This window comes from Dialister micraerophilus, assembly GCF_947090205.1.
GTDB classification, from domain to species: Bacteria; Bacillota; Negativicutes; order Veillonellales; family Dialisteraceae; genus Dialister; species Dialister micraerophilus.
Genome location: NZ_CAMUNF010000003.1, coordinates 39807 through 56874, shown reverse-complemented (window position 1 = coordinate 56874; position 17068 = coordinate 39807). Strand labels below are relative to the sequence as shown.

General features: G+C 30.9%; 13 protein-coding genes. All 13 read right to left on the bottom strand.

Going from position 1 to position 17068, the window contains the following annotated elements; translation table 11 throughout:
- Position 1: 1 nt before the first annotated feature.
- A complete protein-coding gene (locus P6922_RS02785) occupies positions 2-934 on the bottom strand; it encodes a transketolase family protein (RefSeq protein WP_276874071.1) in 933 nt (310 codons plus the stop codon).
- Positions 934-1767 carry a transketolase gene (locus P6922_RS02780; protein WP_276874069.1) on the bottom strand — a complete coding sequence of 278 codons (834 nt, stop codon included), beginning with the start codon at positions 1765-1767 and terminating at the stop codon, positions 934-936. The genes P6922_RS02785 and P6922_RS02780 overlap by 1 nt, the downstream gene beginning before the upstream one ends.
- Positions 1748-2854, bottom strand: a complete 1107-nt coding sequence (gene csaB / locus P6922_RS02775; protein ID WP_276874066.1) for a polysaccharide pyruvyl transferase CsaB — start codon at positions 2852-2854, stop codon at positions 1748-1750. Before csaB ends, P6922_RS02780 begins: the two co-directional genes overlap by 20 nt.
- A complete protein-coding gene (locus P6922_RS02770; protein WP_276874063.1) occupies positions 2841-4865 on the bottom strand; it encodes a DUF5693 family protein in 2025 nt (674 codons plus the stop codon). Before P6922_RS02770 ends, csaB begins: the two co-directional genes overlap by 14 nt.
- 20 nt (positions 4866-4885) lie before the next feature.
- A protein-coding gene (gene prfB, locus P6922_RS02765) for a peptide chain release factor 2 (protein WP_276324378.1) occupies positions 4886-5987 on the bottom strand; the annotation gives its coding sequence in 2 pieces (ribosomal slippage) (positions 4886-5917 and positions 5919-5987; 1101 coding nt in all).
- A gap of 33 nt (positions 5988-6020) precedes the next feature.
- Positions 6021-8462: a preprotein translocase subunit SecA gene (secA, locus tag P6922_RS02760; protein ID WP_007554603.1), complete on the bottom strand. Its 2442-nt coding sequence runs from the start codon at positions 8460-8462 to the stop codon at positions 6021-6023.
- 144 nt (positions 8463-8606) lie between these two features.
- The gene (locus tag P6922_RS02755; protein ID WP_276874060.1) at positions 8607-9257 is read right to left on the bottom strand and encodes a ComF family protein; all 651 of its coding nucleotides are present in this window, start codon (positions 9255-9257) and stop codon (positions 8607-8609) included.
- Positions 9254-11386 (bottom strand): SF1B family DNA helicase RecD2, encoded by a 2133-nt coding sequence (gene recD2 / locus P6922_RS02750; RefSeq protein WP_276874058.1) that lies wholly within the window; start codon positions 11384-11386, stop codon positions 9254-9256. The genes P6922_RS02755 and recD2 overlap by 4 nt, the downstream gene beginning before the upstream one ends.
- A gap of 72 nt (positions 11387-11458) precedes the next feature.
- On the bottom strand, positions 11459-13183 hold the full coding sequence (locus tag P6922_RS02745; RefSeq protein ID WP_276874056.1) for a proline--tRNA ligase: 1725 nt from the start codon (positions 13181-13183) through the stop codon (positions 11459-11461).
- Entirely contained in the window at positions 13184-14248 is a 1065-nt protein-coding gene (gene ispG, locus P6922_RS02740; RefSeq protein WP_276874053.1) for a flavodoxin-dependent (E)-4-hydroxy-3-methylbut-2-enyl-diphosphate synthase, read from the bottom strand.
- 116 nt (positions 14249-14364) lie between these two features.
- A complete protein-coding gene (locus P6922_RS02735; protein ID WP_276874051.1) occupies positions 14365-15525 on the bottom strand; it encodes a 1-deoxy-D-xylulose-5-phosphate reductoisomerase in 1161 nt (386 codons plus the stop codon).
- A gap of 13 nt (positions 15526-15538) precedes the next feature.
- Positions 15539-16348 (bottom strand): phosphatidate cytidylyltransferase, encoded by an 810-nt coding sequence (locus tag P6922_RS02730; protein WP_276874048.1) that lies wholly within the window; start codon positions 16346-16348, stop codon positions 15539-15541.
- Positions 16345-17067 carry an undecaprenyl pyrophosphate synthase gene (gene uppS / locus P6922_RS02725; protein ID WP_276874045.1) on the bottom strand — a complete coding sequence of 241 codons (723 nt, stop codon included), beginning with the start codon at positions 17065-17067 and terminating at the stop codon, positions 16345-16347. The genes P6922_RS02730 and uppS overlap by 4 nt, the downstream gene beginning before the upstream one ends.
- Position 17068: the final 1 nt, after the last annotated feature.

Genomic DNA, 17068 nt, shown 5'->3' with positions numbered 1-17068 from the left:
CTCATTTTTTTTGAATTAACAATTTTATTTTTTCAACTATATTTGAAGATGTTAATCCATATTTTTCCAGTAAATCATTTGCTTTACCTGATTCACCGAATGTATCATTAATACCTATCATATCCATTATAGTGGGTTTTTCAAGAGATAGTACTTCGGAAACTGCACTACCCAATCCACCGATGACAGAATGTTCTTCACAAGTCAATATTGCTCCGGTTTCGACTGCAGCTTTTAAAATAGCATCTTTATCAATAGGTTTTATTGAACTCATGTTTATAACCCTTACCGAAATATTTTCTTTTTCAAGAACTTCAGCAGCTTGAACAGCTTTTTCAACCATTATACCGCAAGCTATAACCGTAATATCTTTACCTTCATGTAAAACGGTACTTTTCCCAGGAACAAACACTGTGTTTGACGGCATAACTTCACCAACTTTTGAGCGTCCCATTCTTATATAAACAGGTCCTTTATGTTCAACTGCCCAAGATACAATTGCCTTTGTTTCACAAGCATCTGCAGGTACAGTTACATACATATTTGGAAGTACACGCATTAATGCTATATCTTCAAGCATTTGATGTGTTGCACCATCTTCACCTACAGTAAGACCTGAATGAGTTACTGCAACTTTAACATTTAAATTGGGATAACAAACAGAATTACGAATTTGCTCATAAGCTCGCCCGGCTCCAAAAACTGCAAATGTAGATGCAAAGGGAATTTTTCCTGTAGTTGCCAATCCTGCAGCAACACCCATCATATTCTGTTCAGCAATTCCGGTATTAAAAAATCGATTAGGAAATTCTTTTGCAAAAACTATTGTCTTAGTTGATGATGATAAATCAGCATCTAAAACTATAATATCTTTATTTCGATGCCCTAATTCTTTTAAAATTTCACCATATGCATCTCTAGTAGCCTTTGCCATCATTTCCCCTCCAATATTTTAATAAATCTTTCACATTGTTCTTCTGACGGAGCCTTTCCATGCCAACTTGCCAATCCTTCAATTTCCTGTATTCCTTTACCTTTTACAGTTTTCATAATAATCATAGTTGGTTTATTCTTATTTTTTTTAGCTTCCACAATAGCAGAATGCAATTCAACAAAACTATGTCCATTAACACAAATTGTATTCCAACCGAAAGATTTAAATTTTTCTTTAATCGGCAAAGATGACATTACATCTGTAATTTTTCCATCTATTTGTAATCCGTTATTATCTACAAATCCAATTAAATTATCTAATTTATAATGGCTTGCATACATTGCGGCTTCCCAAATTTGTCCTTCTTCAAGCTCACCGTCACCTAATATAGAAAATACTTTCCATGAGCCATTGTCAATTTTACCTGATAATGCTATTCCGCATGCAGCACTAAATCCTTGTCCCAACGATCCGGTTGTCATATCAATGCCCGGTGTATGTTTCATATCAGGATGACCTTGCAACATGCAGTTTACCTGCCTTAAATGATTTAATTCTTCTTTGTCAAAAAAACCTTTTTCTGCCAAAGCGGCATATACCGCCGGAGCTGCATGTCCCTTAGATAATACAAGTCTGTCACGATATTTATTATGTATGTCATTTGGAAAAATATTCATCTCTTTGAAATACAAAAGTGTTACTAAATCTGCAATGGAAAGAGATCCTCCGGTGTGTCCGGATTTTGCTTTAGTTATCATTTTTAAAATGCTTATTCGTATTTCTTTTGCTTTTTCCTCTAAATATAAAATTTCCTCAGAGGTTAGTGTGTTCATTAGGAAGTCCCCTTTCACTTGTAACAAGTTTTAATAATTTAACAGTTAAATTTGCTTTTTGGTTAAGAGAATTTAGGATTTCGATATTATAATCATTTTTGTTTCTTAGTTTTTTTATAATTTTACTATAAATTTCTTCGGCATTAAAATTACTAAGTTTAATTATAGAATTTTCTTTAATTGATTTTAAAAAATTATCTATCTTAGGATCATACGAAATCCCTATCACAGGAACTTTCATAATCGTTGCAAAAATCAGTGCATGTAACCTTACACCTATTAATAAATCCATATTACCTATTATAGACATTAATTCTTCAGACGTATAATTTCTATCTAAATGAAAAATATTTTTGCAATCAAGATTATCTATTTTATGCCCTATATTAAAATCTTCAGGATATTGCATAGGTATGAATATAATTTGATAATCTTTTAGTTTTTTTAATAAAATATTGAATTGTTTTATCCAATTATCCGAGTTATTCCAATTTCTCACACATATACCGATTTTTTTTGCTTTTAAATCAACTTTTTTAGCAGATAAAATAGCGCTCCCCTTATCTAAAAGTACAGGTTCAAGAGATAACACGGCATCCGCAGTAAGAAACAATTTCTTTTTAATTCCTAAATTTTTTAAAAATTTATACGATTCCGGATCACGCACAGTAATACCGTCTACATGTAATAAACACCATTTCAAAAAAAATTTAGTAAATCTATTCTTTACAGGACCTATTCCTTGAGCATATAAAAAAACTTTACACTTACATAAAATTCCAATCAAAATAATTGAAAGATAATACAGTATACTCTTTGAACTTGTTACATCTTGAAGTAAACTTCCGCCTCCACTTATTAATAATTGTGATTTCATTAATTCTTTAAAAATGCTTACCATTTTAAATCTGAAAATTGATTTAACATTAAAAGAATCAGTTGTATTTTTCGGATTTCCGGATATAACGGTAATTCCGGCTTCAGGATATTCTTTTTTTAAAGAACGAAGTATTGAAAAAAGCATAGCTTCGTCCCCGGCATTATTAAACCCGTAATAACCGGAAATAACAATATTACTTATTTGCATATTTTTCTCCGAAAAATTTTGTAATTTGAATTAAAAAAATTAATAAAATTGAAATAATAAAAATAGACAAAGACCCGAATAATAATCCATTCAATCCACGTATAAGGCTTAATATATAGGGACTTCTCATATGTGCAAATGTTTCAACTATAGAACCCTGTCCTATAGTAACTGCAACTATGAACAAGTAATGTAAAACTTGAGGCCATCTTCTATAAACAGCTGCTAATGCCAATAACACTGCAGGATGTCCAAACATAAACTCTTTTTGTCGAGGCCTTGCATATAATAAATTTTCCAACAATCTTCTAAATTGAATTTCTATATTAGATACAGGTGCACCGTTATTTCCGCTTCTACCTATAAACATATATGCTGCAAGTGCAAGTAGCATTAAAACTCCTAATATTCCTAGTTTTATAGGTACATTACAGAATTTTTTCAAAAATTCTGTAAATTCATCCGTATTCGTAATTGTTTTACCGAAAAACGGAAATTTTTGTATATAAATTATTGAAATTAATATGATTGGTAAAATAAATGTTAATTTTACACCTCTGAATATTTGCATTTCTACCAAAAAACGAACATCACCTAATAATCCGCTTACAAATAAAGCACCCAAAAGAGATAATATCCCTGATATCCAAAGTATAATCAAACTTTCAGTAAATAATTTAAACCAATTTTTTTCTTTTTTTTCTTTTATATTTAAGCAATATTGAATAAACAAAGTTACTATTACTACAGGCACCGAACAAGCTGAGCCTAATGCAGCAATTTGCAAGGGAATTACACTACCTTTTATAACATACATTGCTTCGAATATTATAAAAATAAGTAATTCAAGAATAAACCAAAATTTACGAATTTTAGGTAATACAAAAATAGATGTAATAACACATAATGAAATAGCCCCTAAAAGTGCTATACTACGCAAAACAATATTTGGAAAATAAAAATCAAAAACAGATGCTTTACCTATATTGAATCCATGTTCTAAAAGTCTATCTCTTACTCCGCTGATATAATATGCATTGGTCTCGGATAAAGTTTTTTCTTTATTTGGAAACTTATAAGACGGAAACAAATTCATTCTTATATTTCGTTCTATATCACTGATATAAAATCTTGATTCCGCTTCATCAGGTGTAATTTTTATAAGTTCATCCTTCGGCATTGCATAAACACGAATAATATTATAATTCGTATCTTTAGCCATATTAAGTATTCCGTCTTGACGTTCAAATCCCAATTGATTTTGAGCCTCTATTAAAGCAACCGGAATATTTCTTTTCTTCAATTCATTTGTAAAATAAGATAATTGATCTTTATATCCAAATGCTTGCTTTCCTTGAAACAATACAGCACTGATATTTTGAGAATAATCAATAGTTTCAATAAGTTGTTCCGCTATTTCTTTACTCATATGAGGAACATTAAGAGGACGTATTACAGCCATAAATCCGGCTTTTTTTACCGAATCCAAATCTGTTTTAAATATTCCTAACGGCAAATGAATGAATTGACTGTAATTTGCCTTTACATCAATTGTTATTTTATTATTCAAATTTATAATTTTAATATTTTCAGAAGGTATTCTGAGTTTAAGCGATTTTTTTAAATCATCAAATACACTTAGGCTATCTTCAGAAGTACCTTGTTGAAGATAAATATGATCGGATTCAATTATATTATCATTATCTGGATTTATTAATTGACTCCCTTTATAAACAAAAATTTTACCGTTGTTTTGTAAATTTTCTACTGTTTCTTCATAAACTGCCAATGATGTGATTCCGCTATTTTTATATAATCTAAACAAATCATCAGTAGATGTATTTTCTACTGATGCTCGTTCAATAATATTTTTATAGTCATAAACCATCTCGACAGTTTTTGCATTATTTTCAACGGTATATCGTTGAAATGATATTAAAGCTGCAGCCAAAATTCCTATTATCACAAAAAAACTTAAAATTTTAAATGCAGATTTTTCTACAAAATTCATTATTCTTTCACCTTTATGAATTATTTATTAATTTTACTCTTTAAAAATCCCTCTATAAATGGATTCAAATCGCCGTCCATCACTGCCTGTACATTTCCTGTTTCCACTCCGGTCCTATTATCCTTGACAAGAGTATATGGTTGAAATACATATGAACGAATTTGACTTCCCCATTCAATAGCTTGTTGCTCTCCTTGTATATTCTTTTTTAATTGTTCATGTTTTTTCATTTCCAATTCAAACAACTTGGCTCTTAAAATACGTAAACATTGCTCTTTATTTTGAGTTTGAGAGCGTTCATTTTGACATGCAGCTACTATACCTGTAGGTAAATGAGTCATTCGAACGGCGGAACTTGTTTTATTAACGTGCTGTCCACCGGCACCGCTGGCTCTATAATAATCCACACGAACATCGTTCATATTCAAATCTACTTCTATATCATCGCTGATTTCAGGCATTACATCAACCGCAGAAAACGAAGTATGACGACGCTTAGCGGCATCAAAAGGAGAAATTCTTACCAATCTATGAACTCCTTTTTCAGATTTCAAAAGACCGTATGCAAATTCACCTTTTATAATATATTCTGCGCTTTTAATACCTGCTTCATCACCGGGAAGCATATTAAGTTCTTCAATTCCGTACCCTTCAGATTCTGCCCATTTTATATACATACGTATAAGCATTTCTGTCCAATCTTGAGCTTCAGTTCCTCCGGCACCTGCATGAAAGGTAATAATGGCATTATTCGTATCATATTCTTCATTTAAAAGAAGTTCTATTTCTTTTTTATTTAAAATAGCTGAAAGCTCTTCAATCTCTTGTTTTAAATCACCTTCCATGCCTTGATCATCTTCTTCAATCGCCATGTCTAATAACTCTTGTAAGGATTCTGCTCGTTCAAACAGTTTTGTATACGTTTCATATGCATCCTTTGCTTGCGTGGCTTTTTGCGATATTGCTCTGGCTTTTTCGGAATCATCCCAAAAAGACGGGTCACTCATCTGAATATCATAACTTCTAATTGTCTCTTTTAATCTAGGCAAGTCAAAGTGAATCCCTGATTTCTTTTTCGTGATTAAGAAGTTCGGTAAGGTTTTTTTTCAAATCTTCCAACATATTTATCATCTCTCTTTCGAGTTTTTATTTTTATTAATTTTCATCAACATAATGTTCTGTGGCATCTTTTAAATGATCTTCCGTTTTAGGCACATTAGTTATGTTATTTTGATCATTTTCCACACGAACTTGAATATGATAGAGATACATTATTATCATCTCAACCATCGCATGTTGCATTTCTTCAAACATATCAAAAGCTTCCACTTTATATTCGATAATTGGATTTCTCTGACCATATGAACGCAATCCGATACCTTCTTTAAGCATATCCATATCGTCAAGATGTTCCATCCATTTTGAATCGATAACCTTAAGCATTACAGCTTTTTCAAGTTCTCTCATCAAAGGAGCACCTATAGAATTTTCTCTATTTTCATATGTTTTATGTGCAAATTCAATCAACGTTTTTTCTACATCTTCACGTGATAAATTTTCTGCTTGTTCAACAGTAATTTCTCCGGGAATTAAAAAGTATTTTTCACAATATTTTATTAATTCTTCAAAATCCCATTCTTCCGGATAAACTTTAGGATCAACGTAAATATTCATAGCATCTGATATTAATCCATCAATCATTGCTAATATTTGTTCTTTGAGATTTTCACCTATAAGAACCTTGTGACGTTGTTCATAAATTACTTTACGTTGTTGATTCATAACATCATCATATTCCAATACATATTTACGTATATCAAAATTACGGTTTTCTACACGTTTTTGTGCTTTTCTGATTGCATTGGAAACCATTTTACTTTTAATTTCTTCATCGTCTTCCAATCCCATCTTGTCCATAAAATTCTTTATGTTATCTCCGCCAAAAATTCTCATTAAGTCATCTTCCAAAGACAAGAAAAATTGGCTGCTTCCGGGATCACCTTGACGTCCGGCACGACCACGCAACTGATTATCTATACGTCTGCTCTCATGTCTTTCCGTACCTATTATAGCCAATCCACCTAATTCAGGTACGCCTTCTCCCAATGTAATATCTGTACCTCTACCTGCCATATTTGTTGCAATAGTTACTTGTCCTTTTTGACCGGCTTGAGCTACAATCATTGCTTCTTTTTCATGATATTTTGCATTCAAAACATTATGAACAACTCCGGCATTTTTCAACATATGACTTAATTGTTCGGACTGTTCTATTGATGTAGTACCTATAAGCATTGGTTGACCTGTTGCATGTCTTCTTTGTATTTCTCTTACAACAGCTTTATATTTACCTTTTTGAGTTTTATAAACAACATCCGGCAAATCTTTTCTTTGAATCGGTTTATTTGTAGGTATTTGGAGAACCGGTAAACCGTAAATTTTTATAAATTCTTGTTCTTCTGTTTTTGCAGTACCGGTCATACCCGCCAATTTACTATACATTCTAAAGTAATTTTGGAATGTTATTGTTGCCAAAGTTTGACTCTCTCTTGCAACCTGTAAACCTTCTTTTGCTTCTATAGCTTGATGTAATCCGTCAGAATAACGTCTTCCATACATAAGACGACCTGTAAATTCATCGACTATTATAACTTCATTATCTTTAACTACATAATCACGATCTTTAATCATCATAGTTTGTGCACGTAATGCTTGTACAAACAAATGATTCAATTCAATATTTTCAGGATCATACAAATTTTCAACATTTAATAATTTTTCCATTTTTGCAACACCTTTTTCTGTAGGTGCAACAGTTTTTTGTTTTTCATCAATTGTATAATCTTCTTCAGCTTTAAGTTTCGGTACCAATTTAGCTAAAACATAATAATTATCCGTTGATTTTTGTCCCGGTCCTGAAATAATAAGCGGAGTACGAGCTTCATCTATTAAAATACTGTCTACTTCATCTATTAAACAAAAATGCAAAGGTCTCTGAACCATTTGATTCAAACTGACAACCATATTATCTCTTAAATAATCAAAACCAAATTCATTATTTGTTCCATATGTAATATCGGAATTATAAGCAATCTTACGTTGATTAAAATCCAAATCATGAATAATAAGTCCGACTGATAATCCTAAAAACTTATAAACCTGACCCATCCATTCACTGTCACGTTTAGCTAGGTAATCGTTTACAGTAATTACATGAACACCTTTACCTGCAAGTGCATTAAGATATACAGGTGCAGTCGCTACTAAAGTTTTTCCTTCACCTGTACTCATTTCAGCAATATTTCCACGATGTAAAACTATACCGCCGATAAGCTGAGTGTCAAAATGACGCATACCTAAAACACGTCTTGAAGCTTCTCTTACAACGGCAAAAGCTTCCGGTAAAATATCATCCAAAGTTTCGCCTTTTTGTAATCTGTTTTTAAACTCAACCGTTTTCGACGACAAAGAAGAATCACTTAATTTCATTAATGACTCTTCCAATGGGTTTATTTCTCTCTCTACAATTTTACGAATTTTTTTTATTTCTTTTTCATTTGATCCATTAAATAATCTGTCAAAAAATTTATCAAACATCGAATTCTCCTCGTTGAATCAATCTTATATTTTTGTTGATAATATATCTGTTTTATTTTATCAAAAGCTATTCTTATAGTCAAAACGGTTAATGTTAAATAGAATTAAAACAAGTTTTTATTAAACATCTCAAAATTAACATTTTTATATAGCTCCGCTTGATACAACAAAGCCCATAACCGATTTTGCACCAGCTTTTTTTAATGCTTTTGCTGCATACATCATTGTTGCTCCACTGGTATATATATCATCCAACAACAAAATATTTTTATCCTTTATATTAAATCTTTTATTTACTATAAATACATTTTTCATGTTTTCTTTTCTATCTTTCTTGCGTAGTTTTGATTGAACTTTTGTATTTCTTTTTTTTATCAATAAATTTGACTGATAGAAAAAATTTTTGCGTTTAAAAACATCTTTAAAAATTAAATCCACTTGATTATAACCCCTTTCTTCTAATCTTTGTTTTGAAAGAGGAATAGGAACGACTAATTTATATTTTTTTAATCTATCCCAATAATTGAATGACTCTACCATATATTCAATAGATTTTTTTCTGCTTTTTTGGTTATTATATTTCAGTTGTATCAAAGCTCTTCGTATACCTTTATCATAATTCGACAACGTATAACAGCCATCAAGATATTCATTAAAAGAACTATTAATTAAATGAATGTTTAAATTTTTCCTTAAGCAAATATCACACCAAAAATCCCCTTCTTTTAATGCTTTACCACACTCTGGACATGTGAAAGGAAACAACAAAGAAATTAATGAACTTAAAAAATTCATAATTCTACATCTCCTTTGCATAATGGTAAAAACAAACTATATCTTATATTTGATTTATATGTTTCAATTGCTTTTTTCATTGCAAATTTTGTTGTTATTAAAATAGTTTTATTTGTAGCTCTTGTAATACCGGTATACAATAAATTTCTTTGTAGCATATTGTATTGTGACGGTAATAATATCATAATTACCGTATTATATTCGCTACCTTGACTTTTATGAACAGTTATAGCATAAGCAAGTTTAAGTTGACTAATTTCATCTGAATCATAAACAATTTCTTTTTCAAAAAATTTAACAAATATTTTATTTTCACTTATTGCCCAAACTGTACCTATATCACCATTATATACATCTTTTTCATAATTATTTTTACTTTGCATAACTTTATCTCCAACTTTAAAAATTTTTTTATCGGAATTAAAAGTTTCTACAATTGATTGTCTGATTAATTTATTTAATGAATCAACTCCACAAATTCCTTTATATACCGGAGATAAAACTTGCATTGTTAACAAATTATCTGAATTTATATAATTAAGTTTTTTACAATATTCACTTATTTTATTAAATGCTTCATTTTCGTTATTTACAAAAACAATTTCAAAATCTTCATCTTTATTATCAATACACAGTTTCCCCTTTTTAATTAAATTAGCATTTTTTATGATTCCGCTGCCTTCTTTTTGTCTGAAAACATGTTCCAATTTAATAACTGGAACTTTACCCCACATAATTAAATCTTTTAAAGGCATTCCCGGTCCTACCGGCGGTAATTGTTCCACATCTCCAACAAGAATTAATCTACATGACGGTTTTAGTGCACATAATAAATGATAAAACATTGATATATTCACCATTGAGGCTTCATCGATAATAACTAAATCTGAATTCAAAGTATTCATTTCATTTTTATTAAAAAAAATTCTATTATTATCTCTAAGTTCAGCTTCCAGTGCTTTATGTATAGTTTCAGCATTTTTACCACTCAAAATAGACATTCGTTTGGCTGCTCTTCCTGTAGGCGCCATAAGTTTAATTCTAAGTCCTTCTTGTTCCGCCGCTTTTATAAATGCACGAATCAATGTGGTTTTACCGGTTCCAGGTCCACCGGTTACTATTAAAAATCCGGAATTTGATAATTCTTTAATTGCTTGTTTTTGCAATAAATCTAAATTAATTTTATTTTCTTTTTCAAATTGTTCTATAGATAAAGTCAAGTTATTTAATTTAGGTAATTTTAAAAGTTCTTTTACATGATGAACAGTTTCAGTTTCAGATTCATAAAGTCTTATATTATATAAATATTTTTCTCCATTAAATGTAATTGATGGTATTTCTCCGGATTCTATAGAACTTTCAATCTTGTTTTTTACCGTATTTACATCTACGCCCAATAAACAAGAAGTTTCGCTATACGCAACAGATTCAGGTAAACAAGTATGTCCTTGTATGCCAGCCCTGAATAAAATTTCAAATAGTCCGTTGATTATACGTTCTTCCCCGTTTTTATCAAAACCTTTTTCTAAAGCTATTTTATCTATTTTTTCAAAACTTAATCCTGTAATCTCATGTATCATACGATAAGGATCGTGTTCTATGACTTCTATAACATTATCCCCGTAAACCTTATGCATTTGTGTGGCAATTTTATGTGATATACCTATAGATTGAAGGTAAATAATAATTTCTTGCAAACTTTTTACCTCTTCATATGAATTACGAATTTTTTCTAAAGTTTTATTTCCTATGCCGTGTATTGTCAATAACATATCTATATTGTCATTAAATATTTTCAGAGTTTTTTTACCGAAATGATTAACAATTCGTCGTGCAACGGTAGGACCAATCCCCTTAATTAGCCCTGAAGATAAAAAATTATAAATTTCTTCACTTTTTTCAGGCTTTATCCTCTCCAAACTTTCTGCTTTAAATTGCATACCAAAACGAGGATGCCGATTCCAGCATCCTCTGATTTTAACATGTTCACCAATATAAGGTTTACCTGTTTTTCCGGCAACGGTTATTACATCATTATTAATATCATTTTCAATTTTAAATACCGAAAATGTTTCATCATTTGACGAAAATATTACCACCTTTACTATTCCTTTAATATAATCATCCATAAATTTTTCTCCGGTATAAATTAATTTAATAATAATCTTAATGCAATAACTGTTTTTATTAAATTTATCATTTTACAAATTTTTACTACGTAAATCGTCAAGTATAGATTCAACCTTTGCTTTGCAATCTTTGTAATCAATTTCAATTACTTCTCCGGTTCTACGTATTTTTATTTCCACTTTTCCGTTTTCTTCCCATTTCTTACCAATTGTTACGCGAATCGGATATCCGATTAAATCAGCATCTTTAAATTTTATTCCTGCTCTTTCATTTCTATCATCAAATACAATTTCATTATTTTCTTTTGACATATTTCTATATAATTCTTCTGCGACTTTCATTACTTCGGAATTTTTGTTATTTGCAGGAATTATAACAACTTCATATGGCGCTATTGATACCGCCCAAATAATACCGTCTTTATCATGATTTTGTTCAATTGAAGCTGCCATTGTTCTTGTTACACCTATACCATAACATCCCATTACCATTGGTTTGGATTTTCCGTTTTTATCTAAATATGTGCAATTTAAACTTTCACTGTATTTAGTTCCCAATTTAAATACTTGACCAACTTCAATTCCTTTTTTAAATTCAATTTCTTTTCCCGTCCATGGAGACACATCATTTTTATCAATTAATCTTATAGTTTCTATACGAACTGAATCAAAATCACGTTTCGGATTTACATGTATATAATGTTTGTCTTTAATATTTGCACCGCAACATGCATCTTTCATTTCCATAACAGTCTTATCTACTATAATATCAAAATCTTTGTTTTTCTTTAATCCTATCGGACTTATGTATCCGGCAACCAGTCCTACTTTTTTCAAATCCTTTTCTGTTGCCATACTTACATTTATGGCATTATAAATGTTTTGTAATCTAACTTCATTTACTTCGTGATCACCGCGTACTAATGCAAGCACAATTTTATCATCTAATTTATAAATAACGGCCTTTATTGATTGTGTAACAGGAAGTCCTAAAAATTTACATACATCTTCTATTGTTTCTTGACCTGGAGTTGCAACTATTTCCTTTTCCAAATCGTTTTTTAAATTACAAGATATAGTATCAGGTATTACGGCTTCTACATTTGCTGCAAATTCACCGTCAACTTCGTAAACAATATCTGCTTCTCCAGCTTCTGCAAGAACTTCAAATTCATGAGATGAACTTCCACCTATTGCACCTGAATCTGCAATTACCGTACGGAAATTCAAACCGCATTTTGTAAATATATTTGTATATGCATCATACATATCATGATATTGTTTATCTAAACCTTCTTCATCAACATCAAAAGTATATGCATCTTTCATAATAAATTCACGACTTCTCATAAGTCCGAAACGAGGTCTTTTTTCATCACGATATTTATTTTGAATCTGATATAAACTTACAGGCAATTGTTTATAAGAAAAAGTATCCATATGAACCAAGGTAGTTACTAATTCTTCATGTGTAGGAGCAAGGCAATAATCTCTTTCGTGGCGATCTTTGAGTCTAAACATTTCTTCCCCATATACATCCCAACGTCCTGTTTGCTGCCATATTTCAGCAGGTTGTGCTATCGACATCAATATTTCTTGTGATTCTATTTTAGCCATTTCTTCATGAATAATATTTTCAATCTTCTTTATACTTCTCCATGCTAATGGCAAATATGAATAAAACCCGCTTGAAATTTTACGAATCATACCGGCTTTCAACATATATTTATGACTTATTACTACAGCTTCAGACGGTATTTCTCTTAATGTTGGTGCATATAATTTTGATGCTTTCATTTATATATCTCCTTCTTTTTCAAATTTTTCAATTTCTTCCATTAATGCATCTATCAATTGCGCTTCAGGTACACTTCTTATAACTTTTCCTTTTTTAAAAAGTAATCCACACCCTTTTCCTCCTGCTATACCGAAATCGGCTTCACGTGCTTCTCCCGGGCCATTAACAGGACAACCCATAACGGCTACTTTTATAGGTTTTTTAAATTGCTGCAATTTTTCCTCAACTATTTGCGCCATTTTAATTAAATTTACCTGTGTTCTTCCACAAGTAGGGCAGGAAATCATAACCGGCCCATATAATTGTTTACCTATAGAACTTAAAATTTCTTTTGCAGCTTTAACTTCTTTCAGAGGATCATCAGTTAATGATACTCTAATTGTATCACCAATTCCGTCTAAAAGTAATGTTCCTATACCTATAGCAGATTTTATAGTACCTCTATACAAAGTACCCGCTTCTGTTACACCTAAATGCAGTGGATATATAGTTTTTTCGGAAAGCATTCTATTAGCCTTAACCATCATAGGCACATCAGTAGCTTTTACAGAGATAACTATATCAAAGAAATTTTCTTCTTCTAAAATTTTAACATGTTCTAATGCACCGGCTACCATACCTTCCGCTGTAGGATGTCCACCATGTTCCTTTAAAATATGCATAGGCAATGATCCTGCATTTATACCTATACGTATAGGTATTTGCTTTTCCTTCGCCATACTTACCACTTTTATTACATTCTCACGTTTACCTATATTCCCGGGATTTATACGCAATGCATCTATCCCTGATTCCATAGCGGTAAGTGCCAATCTGTAATCAAAATGTATATCTGCAACCAGAGGAACTTTTGTTACTTTTTTTAAATCGGCTAATGCTTCTGCAGCTTGTTTGTTCGGCACTGCCATTCTAACTATATCTGCACCGGCTTCCCCAAGTGCATTAATTTGTGCAGCAGCATATGAGACATCAACAGGATTAAATGTACTCATAGACTGAATTGCGATAGGAGCTCCTCCTCCTACAAGTACTTTTCCGACCCTTACCTGTCTTGTAATTTTCATATATTTTTCACCATATTGTTTTATTATAAATAAATTAACAATTATTCCTAAAATAATATAAGCAAAATAAATTAATAAAGCTTTATATATAGATAACATTATCATAATATTGTTATCTATAAATTTATCTTGCTTATTTCCTTTTTGGTATTTATCCTGGCATTCTTATCAGAAATTAAAACATCTTCAAAAGAATTCATTATTTTTGTATCCCATTTATTTAAAACAGATTCAACAACATCAAATATTTGTAAAAAGTTAATCTTTCCGTCAATAAATGCTTTTATAGCTTCTTCATTGGCAGCATTATATGCAGTTGTCATATTTCCACCGGATTTTCCGGCATAATAAGCCATTTTTAATGATTTAAACAATTCAACATCCGGTTTTTCAAGAATTATATTTCCATATTTTGTCCAATCAACATATTGTCTTGAAGGTGAATTTTTTCTATCCGGATATGTTAATGCAAATTGAATAGGAATTCTCATGTCAGGATTGCCGATTTGTGCAATAACAGAACCATCATTAAATTCTACCATTGAATGTATTAAGCTTTGAGGTTGAATCAATATATCTATATTTTCATAGTCCACGTTAAAAAGCCAATGAGCTTCTATTAACTCCAAACCTTTGTTAAACATTGTTGCTGAATCTAAAGTAACCTTTAACCCCATATTCCATGTAGGATGTTTCAAAGCATCATTTACAGTTACAAATTTTAATTCCTCTTTTGTTTTACCTCTAAAAGGTCCTCCGGAAGCTGTAAGTAATATTTTATGAATACTGCTTTTATCTTGTCCCATTAAACATTGAAAAATAGCACTATGCTCACTATCTACCGGTTTAATAACAATTTTTTTATTTTTTGCAGCATTCATAACAATGCTACCGCCTGCAACCAAAGTTTCTTTATTTGCTAAAGCTATTTCTTTACCACTATTAATGGCATTCAACGTGGGTTTTAATCCTGAAATTCCAACTACAGAAATTAAAACCAAATCAATACTGCTTGCTTTCACTATTTCAGAAATTGAATCTTTGCCTATGATAACTTCAGCATTACCTTCATACATGGTCAAAAATTTATTTCCTGCAAATTCATCGGTTATAGCTATAATAGACGGATTAAATTCTTTTGCTTGTTTTAAAAGTAATTCAACATTTCTGTTTGCAGATATTGCTTCCACAGAAAAATCATCGGGATACATTCTTACAACTTCTAAAGTTTGTCTGCCTATTGATCCCGTACTTCCTAAGATCGCTATTCTTTTCACTAATTTCACTATCCTATTGTATTAAATATAAAACTATCAACATCGCAGGTGATACAAATAAAATACTGTCAAAACGATCCAACATACCTCCATGTCCGGGAAGTAGCTTACCGGAATCCTTAACATCACATGCACGTTTCAAATAAGATTCAAATAAATCACCTATCGGTGCAACTACAGATACTATTGCTCCGCAAAGCACACCTTTCCACAATACAAGTCCGAAATATATCGAAAAAATACTGCAAAGTACAATAGTACCTACTATTCCACCAAATAAACCCTCTAACGTTTTATTTGGACTTATATGAGGTGCCATTTTGTGCTTTCCAAATCGTTTTCCAACAAGATAAGCAAAAGAATCACTTGCCCATGTTCCGATTAAAGCAAATAAAATTGTGAAAACTCCATTATTTATACTAGATAGCCCTATATCGAAAAATTCATTATTCTGTCGCAAAAAGAGAAGAGAACCGAAACCTATACCCAAATATAATACACCGAAAACGGTATACATTAAATCGTTAATTGATTTTTTTGAAATTTTAAGAATTGAAAAGCATAAAATTAAAAACGACCCGAATAATCCCGATACAAAAAATTTCAAAATTCCGGTATAGGCGGATAAAATAATTAAAGCTAAAAAAATACACGAGATTTTAAATCGTATTTTTATCCCTAAACGTTCCAACATACATCCATATTCAGTTAATGCTATTCCTGCAATTGCCAATACTGCAAAAGTTAATATCCAATTTCCTAAAATTATTAATCCTAATACAAGTATAATACCGATAATTGCAGTAATAATACGAGTCTTCATTTATTCACCATCAATCCGCCAAATCTTCTGTTTCTATTAACAAACCATTTAATTGCATTTTCAAGTTCTCTTTCATCAAAATCAGGCCATAAAACAGAAGTAAAATACAATTCACTATAAGAAATTTGCCATAAAAGAAAATTCGATATCCGTTGTTCTCCACCGGTACGTATAAGCAAATCGACATCATCCGCATCTGATGCATATAATGCATCTTTTATATTCTCTTCATCGATTTCACTAGGATTCAAAATACCCGCTTTTACATCAGATGCAATTTTTCTAAAAGCATGTATAAGTTCTTGCCGTCCTCCATAATTTATAGCAATATTCAAAATTAATCCATCATTGTTTTTAGTATCATTTTCACAAGATTTAATTTCTTCTTGTAATGACTTTGACAGTTTTGAAACATCTCCTACAACATGAACCTGAACATTATCTTCTGTTAATTCACGCAATTGCTCTATAAGATATTCCTTAAAAAGTGTCATTAAAAATTTAACTTCCAACTTAGGACGTTTCCAATTTTCTGTAGAAAATGCATATAATGTTAATTTTTTAATACCCGAAGAAGCTGCAAAACGAACAATTTTTTTTACATTTGCTGCACCGAATTTATGCCCATATGTACGCTCTCTACCATGCTTTTTCCCCCATCTGCCGTTACCATCCAATATAATCGCAACATGTTGAGGTATTATTTTTTTGTCATACATA

Coding starts and splice junctions, on each gene's coding strand:
- P6922_RS02730 (WP_276874048.1), bottom strand. CDS start 16,348: ATGAAGACTCGTATTATTACTGCAATTATCGGTATTATACTTGTATTA.
- P6922_RS02755 (WP_276874060.1), bottom strand. CDS start 9,257: ATGAATTTTTTAAGTTCATTAATTTCTTTGTTGTTTCCTTTCACATGT.
- uppS (WP_276874045.1), bottom strand. CDS start 17,067: ATGTATGACAAAAAAATAATACCTCAACATGTTGCGATTATATTGGAT.
- P6922_RS02770 (WP_276874063.1), bottom strand. CDS start 4,865: ATGAATTTTGTAGAAAAATCTGCATTTAAAATTTTAAGTTTTTTTGTG.
- P6922_RS02780 (WP_276874069.1), bottom strand. CDS start 1,767: ATGAACACACTAACCTCTGAGGAAATTTTATATTTAGAGGAAAAAGCA.
- ispG (WP_276874053.1), bottom strand. CDS start 14,248: ATGAAAATTACAAGACAGGTAAGGGTCGGAAAAGTACTTGTAGGAGGA.
- secA (WP_007554603.1), bottom strand. CDS start 8,462: ATGTTTGATAAATTTTTTGACAGATTATTTAATGGATCAAATGAAAAA.
- recD2 (WP_276874058.1), bottom strand. CDS start 11,386: ATGGATGATTATATTAAAGGAATAGTAAAGGTGGTAATATTTTCGTCA.
- P6922_RS02745 (WP_276874056.1), bottom strand. CDS start 13,183: ATGAAAGCATCAAAATTATATGCACCAACATTAAGAGAAATACCGTCT.
- csaB (WP_276874066.1), bottom strand. CDS start 2,854: ATGCAAATAAGTAATATTGTTATTTCCGGTTATTACGGGTTTAATAAT.
- P6922_RS02785 (WP_276874071.1), bottom strand. CDS start 934: ATGGCAAAGGCTACTAGAGATGCATATGGTGAAATTTTAAAAGAATTA.